Origin of the sequence: Citrobacter sp. BIDMC107, from assembly GCF_001037575.1 — a bacterium.
Classification (GTDB): Bacteria; Pseudomonadota; Gammaproteobacteria; order Enterobacterales; family Enterobacteriaceae; genus Citrobacter; species Citrobacter freundii.
In genome coordinates this window covers 1,220,663-1,234,821 of the sequence record NZ_KQ089848.1, presented here as the reverse complement: position 1 = coordinate 1,234,821, position 14,159 = coordinate 1,220,663, and the positions used below count along the sequence as shown (strand labels likewise).

The window sequence follows — 14,159 nt, the reverse complement described above, 5'->3', positions numbered from 1 at the left end:
CGAAGGAAGAATATGAACATTATTGAAGCTAACGTTGCTACCCCGGACGCTCGCGTCGCCATCACCATTGCGCGTTTCAACAACTTTATCAATGACAGCCTGCTGGAAGGGGCTATCGACGCCCTGAAACGTATTGGCCAGGTTAAAGATGAAAACATTACCGTTGTTTGGGTTCCAGGTGCATATGAGCTGCCGCTGGCCGCTGACGCACTGGCAAAAACCGGTAAATACGACGCGGTAATTGCGCTTGGTACGGTGATCCGTGGCGGTACCGCGCACTTCGAATATGTGGCTGGCGGTGCAAGCAATGGCCTGGCGCATGTCGCTCAGGACAGTGGCATTCCGGTAGCCTTCGGTGTTCTGACCACCGAAAGTATTGAACAAGCCATCGAACGTGCTGGCACTAAAGCCGGCAACAAAGGCGCAGAAGCTGCACTGACTGCGCTTGAAATGATTAATGTATTGAAAGCCATTAAGGCCTGATTTTTGTAAGGGGAAATCCGTGAAACCTGCTGCTCGTCGCCGCGCCCGTGAGTGTGCCGTCCAGGCGCTCTACTCCTGGCAGTTGTCCCAGAACGACATCGCTGATGTTGAATACCAGTTCCTGGCGGAACAGGACGTTAAAGATGTCGACGTTCTGTATTTCCGTGAACTGCTGTCCGGGGTGGCGACTAACAGCGCGTACCTGGATGGATTAATGAAGCCTTACCTGTCTCGTCTGTTAGAAGAGCTGGGTCAGGTAGAAAAAGCCGTACTGCGTATTGCGCTGTTTGAACTGTCTAAACGTAGTGATGTGCCGTACAAAGTGGCCATCAACGAAGCGATTGAACTGGCGAAAACCTTCGGCGCTGAAGATAGCCATAAATTCGTGAACGGCGTACTGGATAAAGCAGCACCTGTGATTCGCCCCAACAAAAAGTAATCCCGAGGCCGGCTGGATGGTGGAACCTGTTTCCGCTGTCCCCGGCTTTTTCTTTTTTTTCTGCTGAGGCATAACGTATGGCATGCGGCGAGTTTTCCCTGATTGCCCGTTATTTTGACCGCGTAAGAACGTCTCGTCTTGATGTCGAAACCGGTATTGGTGACGACTGCGCACTCTTGAATATCCCTGAAAAACAGACGCTGGCGATCAGTACCGATACGCTGGTGGCAGGCAATCACTTCCTCCCCGACATTGATCCCACCGATCTCGCCTGGAAAGCACTGGCGGTGAATTTGAGCGATCTGGCGGCGATGGGGGCCGATCCTGCGTGGTTGACGCTGGCACTCACGTTACCTGACGTTGATGAAGCCTGGCTTGAAGCCTTCAGTGATGGCCTGTTTGAACTGCTTAATTACTATGATATGCAGCTGATTGGCGGTGACACCACGCGTGGGCCACTGTCGATGACGTTGGGTATCCATGGCTACGTTCCTGTAGGACGGGCCTTAAAACGCTCTGGTGCGAAGCCGGGGGACTGGATTTATGTTACCGGTACGCCGGGAGACAGCGCGGCGGGGCTGGCGATTTTACAGAATCGGTTGCAGGTTGGAGATGCAAAAGACGCAGACTATCTGCTTAAACGCCATCTGCGTCCCACGCCGCGTATTTTGCAGGGACAAGCCCTGCGCGATCTGGCCAGTGCGGCTATCGATATCTCCGATGGCCTGATTTCTGATCTGGGGCATATCGTTAATGCCAGCGGCTGTGGCGCGCGGGTTAACGTCGATGCGCTGCCTTACTCCACGGCATTCGCCCGGCACGTTGAGCCGGAACAGGCCCTACGCTGGGCGCTCTCGGGCGGTGAAGATTATGAGTTATGCTTTACCGTACCGGAAATTAACCGTGGTGCGCTGGATGTGGCGCTGGGAAATCTCGGCGCAGCGTTTACCTGCATTGGGCAGATGAGCGCAGACGTGGAAGGCATTCACTTTACGCGCGATGGAAAATCCGTCACGTTTGACTGGAAAGGATATGACCATTTTGCCGCGCCTTAAAAAAGATGTCGCCAAAAGCCGCCTGAGTATGCGCAATCCGTGGCACCTGCTAGCCACCGGTTTTGGCAGCGGGTTGAGCCCAATTGTTCCTGGCACGATGGGATCGCTGGCGGCGATCCCTTTTTGGTATTTAATGACCTTTCTACCGTGGCAGCTGTATTCACTGGTGGTGATGTTATCTATCTGTATCGGCGTTTATCTGTGCCATCAAACGGCGAAAGATATGGGTGTGCACGATCACGGTAGCATTGTCTGGGACGAGTTTGTCGGGATGTGGATTACCCTGATGGCGCTGCCGACCAATGACTGGCAGTGGGTTGCCGCCGGATTTGTGATTTTCCGTATTCTGGATATGTGGAAGCCGTGGCCGATTCGTTGGTTCGATCGCAACGTGCATGGCGGGACGGGGATCATGATCGACGATATTGTGGCCGGAATACTCTCTGCCGGAATTTTGTATTTTATCGGTCATCACTGGCCGGTAGGTATCATTTAACCCTTTTGGGGGGCTGTTTTAGGCCCGATAAGCGTCGCGCCATCGGGCAATCAGTGCCGGATGCGCTATGCTTATCCGGCCTACAATTAGCTATCGCCAATACTTATTTAAATCCCACCACCGGATGCTGTTTGTACGGCGTTTCCAGCTCGGCAATCTGCTCCGGCTTCAGCGTTAAATCCACCGCATTGAGCAACTCATCCAGCTGTTCCTCGCGCGATGTGCCGATAATCGGCGCTGCCACACCCGGTTTGCTCAGCAGCCAGGCCAGCGCAACCTGCGCCCGTGTAACACCCAACTCCTCACTGACCCCGGTCAGTCGTGCGGCAATTTGCGCGTCGTTTTCATCGCTCTCGTTGTACAAATTTTTACCGACTTCATCGGAAACCAGACGTGCTGTCGTTTCTCCCCATGGGCGCGTCAGGCGTCCACGTGCCAGTGGACTCCAGGGGATCACTGCCACGCCTTCCTGATAGCACAGTGGCAGCATTTCGCGTTCTTCTTCGCGGTAGATCAGATTGTAGTGATCCTGCATGCTAACGAACTGTGCCCAACCGTGTTGCTTCTGTAAGGCCAGCGCCTGAGCAAACTGCGAAGCGTGCATGGATGAGGCGCCGATATAGCGCGCTTTACCGGCTTTCACGACGTCGTTCAGCGCTTCCAGGGTTTCTTCAATAGGTGTGTTGTAATCCCAGCGGTGAATTTGCAGGATGTCGACATAGTCCATACCCAGACGTCGGAGGCTGTCGTCGATTGAGCGCAGGATTTGTGCGCGGGATAATCCTTCTGCTAAATCATCAACCTGGTGAAAAACCTTGGTAGCGACCACGACATCTTCGCGGCGGGCGAAATCACGCAGCGCGCGACCGACAATCTCTTCGCTACTGCCAGCGGAGTAGCTGTTGGCGGTATCGAAAAAGTTAATGCCGCCCTCAAGGGCGTGTTTGATTATCGGGCGGCTGCTTTCTTCAGGTAGCGTCCAGGCGTGATTGCCGCGATTAGGCTCGCCAAACGTCATGCAGCCCAGGCAAAGGCGGGAGACCCGTAGGTCGGTTTTTCCTAAGATGTTGTATTTCATCAATCCACTCCTGCTTAGCTCGTGATGAATTAAGCATAGCAGGAGCGGGGAGGGGTTTATGCCAGCCAGGCCTTGATTTTGGCCTCAATTCCGACGGCATTCAGACCCAGATCGGCGCGAGCTTCATCCTGAGTTCCCTGCGGGATGAAGAAGTCTGGCAGGCCAATGTTCAGCACCGGGACGGGCTTACGATGGGCCATCAGCACTTCGTTTACACCGCTACCAGCACCACCCATAATGGCGTTCTCTTCAATGGTAACCAGCACCTCGTGTTGGGCAGCCATTTCAAGGATCAACGTTTCATCCAGGGGTTTCACAAAACGCATATCGACCAGCGTGGCGTTCATCGACTCTGCGACCTGAGCGGCTTCCGGCATCAGGGTACCGAAGTTGAGAATTGCCACTTTCTCCCCGTGACGTTTCACTATACCTTTCCCGATAGGCAGTTGTTCCAGCGGGGTCAACTCTACGCCCACCGCGTTACCGCGCGGGTAGCGCACGACCGTTGGACCGTCGTTGTAGTGATAGCCGGTGAACAGCATCTGGCGGCATTCGTTTTCATCACTCGGGGTCATAATGACCATTTCCGGGATGCAGCGCAGGAAGGAAAGATCGAACGCCCCTTGATGGGTTTGTCCATCTGCGCCAACAATTCCTGCCCGGTCAACGGCGAACAGAACTGGCAGTTTCTGGATGGCGACATCATGCAGCACCTGATCGTAGGCGCGCTGCAGGAAGGTCGAGTAAATAGCCACGACCGGCTTATAGCCGCCAATCGCCAGACCGGCAGCAAACGTCACCGCGTGCTGTTCGGCGATCGCCACATCGAAGTAGCGGTCCGGAAACTTACGTGAAAATTCCACCATACCGGAGCCTTCGCGCATCGCCGGGGTGATTGCCATCAGCTTATTGTCTTTCGCCGCGGTTTCGCACAGCCAGTCACCGAAGATTTTTGAATAGCTCGGCAGGCCGCCGCTGCTTTTCGGCAGGCATCCGCTGGATGGATCGAATTTTGGTACCGCGTGGAAGGTGATTGGATCTTTTTCTGCCGGCTCGTAACCACGACCTTTTTTGGTCATGATGTGCAGGAACTGCGGGCCTTTCAGATCGCGCATGTTCTTCAGTGTGGTGATAAGCCCCAGCACGTCGTGACCGTCCACCGGACCGATATAGTTAAATCCCAGTTCTTCAAACAGCGTACCCGGCACAACCATGCCTTTGATGTGTTCTTCGGTACGTTTGAGCAGCTCTTTAATCGGCGGTACGCCGGAGAAGACTTTTTTCCCTCCTTCGCGTAGCGAGGAGTAGAGTTTGCCAGAGAGCAGTTGCGCCAGATGATTGTTCAGCGCGCCAACGTTCTCTGAAATCGACATTTCATTGTCGTTGAGGATAACCAGCATGTCGGGTTTAATATCGCCTGCGTGGTTCATCGCTTCAAACGCCATCCCGGCGGTGATAGCGCCGTCGCCAATCACACATACGGTACGACGTTCTTTGCCTTCTTTCTCAGCGGCAACCGCAATACCGATACCTGCGCTGATGGAGGTTGAAGAGTGCCCAACGCTCAGTACGTCATACTCGCTCTCACCGCGCCACGGGAACGGATGCAAACCGCCTTTCTGACGAATGGTGCCGATTTTATCACGGCGTCCGGTCAGTATTTTGTGCGGGTAAGCCTGATGTCCTACATCCCAGATTAACTGGTCAAACGGGGTATTGTAGACATAGTGCAGCGCGACGGTGAGTTCCACCGTGCCCAGACCAGAGGCGAAGTGCCCGCTGGAACGGCTTACGCTGTCGAGCAAATAGCGGCGCAGTTCGTCGCAAAGCTTTGGCAGGCTCTCTTTTGGCAGCAGACGTAACTCCTGGGTGGAGTCGACCAGCGCCAGGGTCGGGTATTTGGCTATATCAAAACTCATCGCAAGCTCATGGGATATGTTGGTTTATTTATCACGCTGGATTATGTAGTCCGCTAGCGCTTCCAGTGCCGAGGTATCGAGTGACTGTGCGGCCAGCAAACTTAGCGACTGGCGGGCATCCTCGATTAAATCCCGGGCTTTATTCTGGGCTTGCTCAAGACCCAGAAGTGCAGGATAGGTACTTTTGCCAAGCTGCTGGTCAGCACCCTGACGTTTACCCAATGTTGCAGTATCGCCTACCACATCCAGGATGTCATCCTGAACCTGGAAGGCCAGACCGATGCTTTCTGCGTATTTGTCGAGTATTGCCAGGCATTCTCGCCCTTTATCGCCTGCGCTTAATGCTCCCAGACGTACGGCGGCGCGAATCAATGCCCCGGTTTTATGGCGGTGAATACGCTCCAGCGCATCCAGCTCAACCTGATGACCTTCAGCTTCCAGATCCAGTGCCTGACCGCCGCACATACCGGCGATACCGCTGGCCTGAGCCAGTTCAGAGATCATCGCGATGCGGTCACGGTCAGATACTTCCGGCATTGGAGCGTCGCTGATAATGGAGAATGCCAGCGTTTGCAGCGCATCTCCGGCCAGGATCGCGTTTGCCTCACCAAATTTTACGTGGCAAGTCGGCAGACCGCGGCGCAGGTCATCGTCGTCCATCGCGGGTAAATCATCGTGCATCAGCGAATAGGCGTGAATGCATTCGACGGCGGCAGCGGGAGCATCAAGCGTACTCAGGCTGACACCAAACATCTGACCGGTCGCATACACCAGGAACGGGCGCAGGCGTTTACCGCCTAATAATGCGCCATATTGCATGGTTTCGACCACGGGAGTGTTCTGAAAGGGCAGTGGCGCGATAAAACGGCTCAGTGCCTGGTTGGCCTGCTCAACGCAAGCCTGTAGCTGCTGCGTAAAATCCATTTACTCATTATCCGGTGTAAAAGGCGTAAGGGCCGCGTCTTCAGTATCTGACAGCAGGATTTGTACGCGCTGTTCAGCCTGTTGCAATTTGACCTGTCCTTGACGCGCCAACTGTACGCCGCGTTCGAATTCGTTTAACGCTTCTTCTAACGGCAGGTCGCCGCCTTCCAGACGGGTAACAATTTGTTCCAGCTCGCTCAGCGCGGTTTCAAAACTGGCGGGCGCTTCATTTTTCTTCGGCATAATGAATGTCTGACTCTCTGTATTGGCAGCACAAGACTATGGTAACGGACTCGCACTGATAAGCAAATAACGCGCAATGTGCACAGTAGCCGCGTGATGGTGATATACTTGCGCGCCTGGATGCAGTCGCGGGTATGGGCTGCTGTATTTTTTTCCATTACAAGTCATTCAGACTTGCCTAAGAACCATTGCCGCCATGAAGTTTATCATTAAATTGTTCCCAGAAATCACCATCAAAAGCCAATCTGTGCGTTTGCGCTTTATAAAAATTCTGACAGGGAACATTCGTAACGTTTTAAAGCACTATGATGAAGACCTTGCCGTTGTCCGTCACTGGGATCACGTTGAGGTTCGCGCTAAAGATGAAAGCCAGCGCCTGGACATTCGCGACGCGCTGACCCGTATTCCGGGGATCCACCACATTCTCGAAGTAGAAGACGTGCCGTTTACCGATATGCACGATATTTTCGAGAAAGCACTGGTGCAGTATCGCGATCAACTGGAAGGTAAAACCTTCTGCGTACGCGTTAAGCGTCGTGGTAAGCATGAGTTTAGCTCCATTGAGGTGGAACGTTATGTTGGCGGTGGACTGAACCAGCATATTGAATCCGCGCGCGTGAAGCTGACGAAGCCGGACGTGACGGTTAATCTTGAAATCGAAAACGACCGTCTGTTGCTGGTTAAAGGCCGCTATGAAGGTATTGGCGGTTTCCCAATTGGTACGCAGGAAGACGTACTGTCGCTGATCTCCGGTGGTTTCGACTCCGGCGTGTCCAGCTACATGCTGATGCGTCGCGGCTGCCGCGTGCACTACTGCTTCTTCAACCTTGGCGGGGCAGCGCATGAAATCGGTGTTCGCCAGGTGGCGCATTACCTGTGGAATCGCTTCGGTAGTTCGCATCGCGTGCGTTTTGTTGCTATCAACTTTGAACCGGTGGTCGGTGAGATCCTGGAGAAAGTTGATGACGGCCAGATGGGCGTGGTTCTCAAGCGTATGATGGTTCGCGCGGCGTCGAAAGTCGCTGAGCGCTACGGCGTACAGGCGCTGGTAACCGGTGAAGCACTGGGCCAGGTGTCCAGTCAGACGCTGACCAACCTGCGTTTGATCGATAACGTATCAGACACCCTGATCCTGCGCCCGCTTATCTCCCATGATAAAGAGCACATTATCAACCTGGCGCGTGAAATTGGTACCGAGGACTTTGCGCGTACCATGCCGGAATACTGCGGTGTGATTTCAAAAAGCCCGACGGTGAAAGCGATTAAAGCGAAGATTGAGGCCGAAGAAGAAAACTTCGATTTCTCGATCCTCGATAAAGTGGTTGAAGAAGCGAATAATATTGATATTCGCGATATCGCCCAGCAGACGCAGCAGACCGTGGTGGAAGTGGAAACCGTGAGCGGTTTCGGCCCGAACGATGTGATCCTGGATATCCGTTCTGTGGATGAACAGGATGATAAACCTCTGAAGGTTGACGGTGTGGACGTCGTTTCTCTGCCGTTCTACAAGTTGAGCACCAAATTCGGCGATCTGGACCAGAGCAAAACCTGGCTGCTGTGGTGTGAACGCGGGGTGATGAGCCGTCTGCAGGCGCTGTATCTGCGCGAGCAGGGCTTTGAAAACGTGAAGGTGTATCGCCCGTAATTGAGTAAACACCGTGTTGTAGGCCGGATAAGGCGGTTACGCCGCCATCCGGCAATGCAACGATATTATTCAAAACGCACAGGAAGCGTCTTCCCGTTCGACTCCCAGACGCCTTGATAGACACCGTCTTTTAACTCCAGCGTTATCTTCTCTTGCGCTTGTTCAGCAGCAGATGTCTTCAGTTCATAATGTTGATTGTCGGCTGTATCGCATTTGCCGGTTAATTCAATCGGTGCGCCAAATTTCTGGTAAAAGTAAGCCCCTTCAAAAAAATCACCGTATTTGCAGTCCACCTTCAACACAATACGCATGCTTTTTCCCAGCGTGCCGTACATGACTTTGCCGTCAATGCCGGGCGCTGGGGAAACCTGTGTTGTACTCTTTGCTCCAGTCAGATACTGGCCGTACGGCGTGAGCCGATTTTGCAGTTCCGCGGTTGGGATTTTCGTGGTGAAATCACCCAACTCGTCGAGTGCGCGGCTGGCGTGGTTGCTACAGCGTCCGTTCAGGAAGGCCAGATGGTCTTTTTGCAGGGAGAATTTGTCGATGTAGTACAAACCGTCGGTGTAGGTTGCGCACGATGCGTAGAATTCGGCGTAGTTAAAAACTTCACCTTTCTCTTCTTTTATTTGTTCTGGTGTTTGCGATTTATGCGCATCAACAAATGTGTCGATTTGGCCACGGATATCTTTTCTGATGCGAGTATTTAATTCGGCCATCGTAGAACGGGAAAAGAGGTCGTTGAGGGTAATTGCCGCGCCGTTGGCTAAATCGAAGCTGAGCGGTACATTGTACGATTCGCAATACGCTCCGCAGCCTTCGACAAACATATTCATGGTCAGGATTTTTTGGTCGCGAAATTCAACCGTGTAGTTAAGGTTTGCGGTGGGATTCATGGCTGATTTCGCAAACTGGTTTACTGTGGCCTGCGGAGTATTACCCGGTAGCTGATTGATAAAGGTTGCGAAAATATAATCGTTAATACGTTTCGCAACCTTGGGGTTATCCGTCGAGGAAAACCATGGCACGCGATATTGCATTTCAGTGCTTCCGGGATAGCGATACTCAATACTCTTTATGTCGAGTTGCGTCGCTGTGGCATAACCGGAAAGGAGCAGTAAAGCCACTCCACTTAGATATCCTTTCATTATGATTCCTTATAAGGGAGTGGCCTGAAGATTTATTCGTAGTAGTTATAGATTCCCGCTGCCATCACCAGTTGTGATGCAACTTCGTAAGCCTTTTCACGACTGACCAGAAGATCAATGATTTTCAAACCGAAATCGATTGAGGTTCCCGGTCCCTGGCTGGTTAACAGGTTGACGCGCGGATCCCATACGACGCGCTTGTCCTGCCATTGATCAGCGGGGATTTGGTCTTTCAGCGCCGGAAAACCGGTCATGTTACCGATGGGGAAAATATCGTGCGGGACGAGGACGGTGGCAGCCGCGGCACAGATTGCCGCGACAATGCGTCCGGAGCGATGAAACTGCTTCACGGTTTCGACCAGCAGAGGGCTGTCGCGAAAACACTTGGCGCCTTTAATACCGCCCGGCAGTACGATAATGTCGAAATCGCCATCAGCAACTTCGACTAATGGCGCATCCGCCAGCAGTTTCACACCGCGCGAGCACACGATCGTCAGGTTGCCATCGCTGGCGACGCTGGCGGTTGTGACCTTAATTCCGCCGCGAACCAGTAGATCGATAGTAGTAACCGCTTCGGTTTCTTCACTACCAGGGGCGAGACATACCAGTGCTTGAGCGCTCATACTCACTTTCCTTTCTTTTAACCATTTCAAACAGGCGGGCATTTTCCGGAACGGCGATGCCGTGCGCGCGTGCACGTTTTAACAAATAACCGGTAATGTAGTCGATCTCGGTATGACGCATGGCGCGAATGTCCTGAAGCATAGATGAGATATTTTCCGCCGTACTGTCAATCACTTGCTCGACATAATAGCGTAAATCATCCGCTGATGTGTGGTGGCCTTCGCGTTCGATCACCGCTGCTACTTCCTCGCAGATGAGCGCTATTTTTTCCGGATGATGGCGTAACTCACCGTTTGGGCAATCCCATAATGCGGTCAGCGGGTTAATGACGCAGTTGACGGCCAGCTTGCGCCAAAGCTCGGCGCGAATAGTGTTATGCCAGGCGACGTCCGGCAGCACCTCTTGCAGGGTTTCAGCCAGATAGCTGAAATCGCCGTCTTGCTCACGCGCCGGCCCAATACGCGTTGTTCCCTGAGCGACATGAATGATGACGTTCCCGTCACGGCGTGCTGCGTGGGTGGTGGTTCCCATCAGCAAGGGTTGCTTAATGTTATGTAACTCTTCAATCGTCCCCATGCCGTTGTGAATAAGCAGAATGGGCGTGGTTTCAGGCAGAATTGCAGACAGGCCTTTTACCGCATCAGAAACCTGCCAGGCCTTCAGGGTGACTAGCAGCAGGTCACTTTTTGCCAAAAAGTCGGGGTCATTTGCCGTCAGGGATTCATTAAAAACTGAGCCATCCGTGTCGATCAGGTTTACGCTGCAGTAGGGTTGCGGTACGCGCAGCCACCCTTGCACCTCATGTCCATGTTTGCACAGCGCTGTAAGCCATAGCTGTCCTAACGCTCCACATCCCAGTACGGTAATTTTCATTCTTCCTCCTCACCTGCAACAGCACCAGGTGTTAATCCATATCGACCGCACCCTATTATTGTTCGCAGATGTCGCTACCACGTACAATGAAAGGATACAGCCTAGTATAGCGCTGTCTGTTGAGTAACTTTGCAGGTATTATGCTTCGCATCAAAAATGAAGGGAGAGGAAAAGATGCCATCTTTCGATATTGTCTCTGAAGTTGATCTTCAGGAAGCCCGTAACGCGGTGGATAACGCCAGCCGTGAAGTCGAGTCACGCTTTGATTTTCGTGGCGTTGAAGCCACTTTTGAGCTGAATGAGTCAAATAAGACGATTAAGGTGCTGAGCGAGTCTGATTTTCAGGTTAATCAGCTGCTGGATATTTTGCGTGCCAAGCTGCTGAAACGCGGTATTGAAGGCACCTCGCTGGACGTACCAGAGACCTTTGTGCACAGCGGTAAAACCTGGTTTGTTGAAGCTAAGCTGAAGCAGGGCATTGAAAGCGCGGTGCAAAAGAAAATCGTTAAGCTGATCAAAGACAGCAAGCTGAAGGTGCAGGCGCAGATTCAGGGTGAAGAAATTCGTGTGACCGGTAAGGCGCGTGACGATCTGCAATCCGTCATGGCGCTGGTTCGCGGTGGTGATCTCGGCCAGCCGTTCCAGTTTAAAAACTTCCGTGATTAAGTCGTAATGCCTGATCCGGCCTACAGGTCGCACACGCTATTTGTAGGCCGGACGAGACGTTAGTTACCATCCGGTAATCATCACGTCTGGCTGATGGTCTGCTCAACCTCAAATCGATTGGTGACTTTGCTGTCGATTTTCACGTAGGCCGAATGCTCTTTCGCCACAATTAACACTTCGCTTATTCCTTCTTTTGCCAGCAGGCGCTGCTTTAACGTGTCATCTGCGGCAATTTCTGGTGGAATTTCCACACGCAGGCTGCTGACGTACGGTGGCTCTTTCATTGTGTTTGCCACAATCAACCAAACTGCCGCCAGCAGCGCACCGGCCAGAAATACGGCCTGACCATCAAACATTTCAACCACCCAACCGCCGAGCGAACCGCCAATCGCCACGCCAAGAAACTGGCTGGTGGAGTAAACACCCATTGCCGTGCCTTTGTAACCCGCAGGCGATTCTTTGCTGATAAGCGAGGGGAGGAGGGCTTCCATCAGGTTGAAGGCGAGGAAGAAAATCTGCACCCCCGCAATCAGGCCCCAGAAACGCACGTTAGCGCTCCACAATACAATCTCTGCAATAAGGATTAGTAACACGCAGGCGAGGAACACGCGTTTCATCTTGCGCTTCACTTCGGCGTAAATGATGAACGGCACCACGGAAACAAAGGATAGCAGCATCGTCACCAGATAAATTTTCCAGTGTTCTGCGGCGGGGAAACCGGCTTTCGCCAGTTGTCCTGGTAACGCGACGAAAGTGGACATCAGCAAAATGTGCAGGCACATAATGCCGAAATTGAGCTTCAGCAGTTTGGGCTCCGCCAGCACTTTGCTGAAGCTATCTTTTACCATGCCCGATTCACGGTTTAGTACGTGGCTGGTGCTATTGGGAACGACCCAAATGGTCAGCACGATACCCGTGGTAGCAAGGGCGGCAATCATCCAGAACAGCGCGTGGAGCCCCAGCGCATGGGTAACGATTGGCCCCAGCACCATCGCAATGGCAAAGGTGATACCAAAGCTGACGCCGATAAACGCCATCGCTTTGGTGCGGTTTTGCTCGCGGGTTAAGTCGGAAAGCAGCGCCATCACGGCCGCGGCAATTGCTCCGGAACCTTGCAATGCGCGACCAAGAATAATGCCCCAGATTGAATCGGAGAGGGCAGCAATCACGCTGCCGAGAACGAATACCGCCAGTCCGCCGACAATAAGCGGCTTACGACCAATGCGGTCAGAGAGCAGACCAAAGGGGATCTGGAAGACGGCTTGCGCCAGGCCGTAAATGCCGATGGCAAGGCCAATCAACGCTTCGCTGGCGCCCTGTAGCGCCATACCGTACGTGGTCAGAACCGGTAGAACCATAAACATGCCAAGCATGCGCAACGAGAATACGGTCCCTAAACCCCAGGTGGCGCGCAACTCACCGGGCGTCATTTTGTAATCGTTCATTCCCACCTCTGTATTAATTTCGCGCCTAGTGTAAAGCGCTAAGCAGGCTGGGTAAATATGCGCTTTATTAACAAATGTTGGGGTTGTGAGGGGAGTCGGCTGGAAACGAAAATGCCGGATGACGATACTCACGTATCTTATCCGGCCTACAAGCAATGTGCTTTTTTGTAGGCCGGATAAGGCGTCAGCCGCCATCCGGCATAGAAGATGTGACGATTAACTTACCAGACGTAAGTCAGCAGGTTCTGCGAGTTTGGCACCATAAAGTCGACGGACATCATCACGGAAAGCGCGGTAATGGCGATGATGGAGAAACCGAACAGCTTGCGCGCCCAGACTTTGTCATCTTCCACTTTATAACCGCGCAGCGCCATGCCCAACCACCAGACGCTCACCGCCGCAGCAACAATCAGGTATTTATAACCTGCATAGCCGCCCAGGGTTAGCATCAGCGTGGCGATAGCAAATGCGATGATATACAGCGTGATATGGTTTTTCGCGACGGAAATACCTTTCACCACCGGCAGTACCGGGATGTTGGCGGCCTGATAATCCTTAAAGCGGAAAATCGCAATCGCGTAAGAGTGCGGCATCTGCCACAGGCTGAAAATAGCCAGCAGAATCAGCGCACCGCTATCGAACTCACCGGTTACGGCGCAGTAGCCAATCACCGGCGGCGCTGCGCCGGAGAGTGAGCCAATCAGCGTGCCATAAACGGAATGGCGCTTCATGTACAGGCTATAGACGCCCACATAGACCACGAAGCCCATTACCCCCAGCCAACAAGCCAGAGGGTTCGCGCCAAACCACAGCAGCATAAAACCAGCAATACCCAGCAGGGTGGCGTACATCAGTGAGACCGCAGGGGAAATCAGACCTTTAACCAGCACGCGGTTTTTGGTCCTCTCCATCTTCCTGTCGATATCCCTGTCGATGTAGTTGTTAAATACACAACCCGACGCCACAACCAGTGACACCCCAACCAGCGTGTAGATAAACAGGGGATAATCAATGCTGCCTTTCGAGGCCAGTAGGAATCCCCCAATCACCGAGATCAGGTTGCCAAAGATGATGCCTGGTTTCGTTACTTGCAGGTATTGCTTAAACATCATAATTGCCGC

Annotated in this window: 15 protein-coding genes; 6 read left to right on the top strand and 9 right to left on the bottom strand. The window is 53.0% G+C overall.

What is annotated here, in order from left to right:
* Nucleotides 1–12: 12 nt before the first annotated feature.
* The 4 genes from ribH to pgpA all read left to right on the top strand — a co-directional run bounded on the left by ribH (nt 13) and on the right by pgpA (nt 2,473).
* Complete coding sequence (ribH, locus tag SK39_RS05850) at nt 13–483, top strand: 6,7-dimethyl-8-ribityllumazine synthase (protein ID WP_003021575.1); 471 nt, start codon at nt 13–15, stop codon at nt 481–483.
* A 19-nt stretch (nt 484–502) separates the two neighbouring features.
* Entirely contained in the window at nt 503–922 is a 420-nt protein-coding gene (nusB, locus tag SK39_RS05845) for a transcription antitermination factor NusB (RefSeq protein WP_000801129.1), read from the top strand.
* A 77-nt stretch (nt 923–999) separates the two neighbouring features.
* Entirely contained in the window at nt 1,000–1,977 is a 978-nt protein-coding gene (thiL, locus tag SK39_RS05840; RefSeq protein ID WP_003835968.1) for a thiamine-phosphate kinase, read from the top strand.
* On the top strand, nt 1,955–2,473 hold the full coding sequence (gene pgpA / locus SK39_RS05835; protein ID WP_003021578.1) for a phosphatidylglycerophosphatase A: 519 nt from the start codon (nt 1,955–1,957) through the stop codon (nt 2,471–2,473). The genes thiL and pgpA overlap by 23 nt, the downstream gene beginning before the upstream one ends.
* A gap of 103 nt (nt 2,474–2,576) precedes the next feature.
* Here the strand turns inward: pgpA and yajO are convergent, their stop codons facing one another.
* Genes yajO through xseB form a run of 4 tightly spaced genes read right to left on the bottom strand, consistent with a single transcriptional unit; the run spans nt 2,577 to nt 6,637 of the window.
* Nucleotides 2,577–3,551: a 1-deoxyxylulose-5-phosphate synthase YajO gene (gene yajO, locus SK39_RS05830; RefSeq protein WP_003847594.1), complete on the bottom strand. Its 975-nt coding sequence runs from the start codon at nt 3,549–3,551 to the stop codon at nt 2,577–2,579.
* Nucleotides 3,552–3,607: 56 nt separating this feature from the next.
* Nucleotides 3,608–5,470, bottom strand: a complete 1,863-nt coding sequence (gene dxs / locus SK39_RS05825; RefSeq protein WP_032936978.1) for a 1-deoxy-D-xylulose-5-phosphate synthase — start codon at nt 5,468–5,470, stop codon at nt 3,608–3,610.
* A 24-nt stretch (nt 5,471–5,494) separates the two neighbouring features.
* Nucleotides 5,495–6,394, bottom strand: a complete 900-nt coding sequence (gene ispA, locus SK39_RS05820; protein ID WP_003021584.1) for a (2E,6E)-farnesyl diphosphate synthase — start codon at nt 6,392–6,394, stop codon at nt 5,495–5,497.
* Complete coding sequence (gene xseB, locus SK39_RS05815) at nt 6,395–6,637, bottom strand: exodeoxyribonuclease VII small subunit (protein ID WP_003021586.1); 243 nt, start codon at nt 6,635–6,637, stop codon at nt 6,395–6,397.
* 196 nt (nt 6,638–6,833) lie between these two features.
* Between xseB and thiI the strand changes: the two genes are divergently transcribed.
* Nucleotides 6,834–8,282 carry a tRNA uracil 4-sulfurtransferase ThiI gene (thiI, locus tag SK39_RS05810; RefSeq protein WP_005125147.1) on the top strand — a complete coding sequence of 483 codons (1,449 nt, stop codon included), beginning with the start codon at nt 6,834–6,836 and terminating at the stop codon, nt 8,280–8,282.
* A 65-nt stretch (nt 8,283–8,347) separates the two neighbouring features.
* On the opposite strand, the gene SK39_RS05805 is transcribed toward thiI, so the two are convergent.
* The 3 genes from SK39_RS05805 to panE are packed head-to-tail and all read right to left on the bottom strand — an operon-like array spanning nt 8,348 to nt 10,927.
* A complete protein-coding gene (locus SK39_RS05805) occupies nt 8,348–9,430 on the bottom strand; it encodes a hypothetical protein (RefSeq protein WP_048216761.1) in 1,083 nt (360 codons plus the stop codon).
* Between the two features lie 32 nt (nt 9,431–9,462).
* Nucleotides 9,463–10,053 (bottom strand): protein deglycase YajL, encoded by a 591-nt coding sequence (gene yajL / locus SK39_RS05800; RefSeq protein WP_048216760.1) that lies wholly within the window; start codon nt 10,051–10,053, stop codon nt 9,463–9,465.
* The gene (panE, locus tag SK39_RS05795; RefSeq protein WP_003021593.1) at nt 10,016–10,927 is read right to left on the bottom strand and encodes a 2-dehydropantoate 2-reductase; all 912 of its coding nucleotides are present in this window, start codon (nt 10,925–10,927) and stop codon (nt 10,016–10,018) included. The genes yajL and panE overlap by 38 nt, the downstream gene beginning before the upstream one ends.
* Nucleotides 10,928–11,101: 174 nt before the next feature.
* On the opposite strand from panE, the gene SK39_RS05790 reads away from it, so the two are divergent.
* Nucleotides 11,102–11,593 (top strand): YajQ family cyclic di-GMP-binding protein, encoded by a 492-nt coding sequence (locus SK39_RS05790; protein ID WP_003831002.1) that lies wholly within the window; start codon nt 11,102–11,104, stop codon nt 11,591–11,593.
* A gap of 80 nt (nt 11,594–11,673) precedes the next feature.
* Here the strand turns inward: SK39_RS05790 and SK39_RS05785 are convergent, their stop codons facing one another.
* A complete protein-coding gene (locus SK39_RS05785; RefSeq protein WP_048216759.1) occupies nt 11,674–13,038 on the bottom strand; it encodes an MFS transporter in 1,365 nt (454 codons plus the stop codon).
* 221 nt (nt 13,039–13,259) lie between these two features.
* The gene (gene cyoE, locus SK39_RS05780) at nt 13,260–14,150 is read right to left on the bottom strand and encodes a heme o synthase (RefSeq protein WP_129622446.1); all 891 of its coding nucleotides are present in this window, start codon (nt 14,148–14,150) and stop codon (nt 13,260–13,262) included.
* Between the last annotated feature and the right edge of the window lie 9 nt (nt 14,151–14,159).

Coding starts and splice junctions, on each gene's coding strand:
- ribH (WP_003021575.1), top strand. CDS start 13: ATGAACATTATTGAAGCTAACGTTGCTACCCCGGACGCTCGCGTCGCC.
- thiL (WP_003835968.1), top strand. CDS start 1,000: ATGGCATGCGGCGAGTTTTCCCTGATTGCCCGTTATTTTGACCGCGTA.
- pgpA (WP_003021578.1), top strand. CDS start 1,955: ATGACCATTTTGCCGCGCCTTAAAAAAGATGTCGCCAAAAGCCGCCTG.
- yajO (WP_003847594.1), bottom strand. CDS start 3,551: ATGAAATACAACATCTTAGGAAAAACCGACCTACGGGTCTCCCGCCTT.
- dxs (WP_032936978.1), bottom strand. CDS start 5,470: ATGAGTTTTGATATAGCCAAATACCCGACCCTGGCGCTGGTCGACTCC.
- ispA (WP_003021584.1), bottom strand. CDS start 6,394: ATGGATTTTACGCAGCAGCTACAGGCTTGCGTTGAGCAGGCCAACCAG.
- xseB (WP_003021586.1), bottom strand. CDS start 6,637: ATGCCGAAGAAAAATGAAGCGCCCGCCAGTTTTGAAACCGCGCTGAGC.
- thiI (WP_005125147.1), top strand. CDS start 6,834: ATGAAGTTTATCATTAAATTGTTCCCAGAAATCACCATCAAAAGCCAA.
- SK39_RS05805 (WP_048216761.1), bottom strand. CDS start 9,430: ATGAAAGGATATCTAAGTGGAGTGGCTTTACTGCTCCTTTCCGGTTAT.
- yajL (WP_048216760.1), bottom strand. CDS start 10,053: ATGAGCGCTCAAGCACTGGTATGTCTCGCCCCTGGTAGTGAAGAAACC.
- panE (WP_003021593.1), bottom strand. CDS start 10,927: ATGAAAATTACCGTACTGGGATGTGGAGCGTTAGGACAGCTATGGCTT.
- SK39_RS05790 (WP_003831002.1), top strand. CDS start 11,102: ATGCCATCTTTCGATATTGTCTCTGAAGTTGATCTTCAGGAAGCCCGT.
- SK39_RS05785 (WP_048216759.1), bottom strand. CDS start 13,038: ATGAACGATTACAAAATGACGCCCGGTGAGTTGCGCGCCACCTGGGGT.
- cyoE (WP_129622446.1), bottom strand. CDS start 14,150: ATGATGTTTAAGCAATACCTGCAAGTAACGAAACCAGGCATCATCTTT.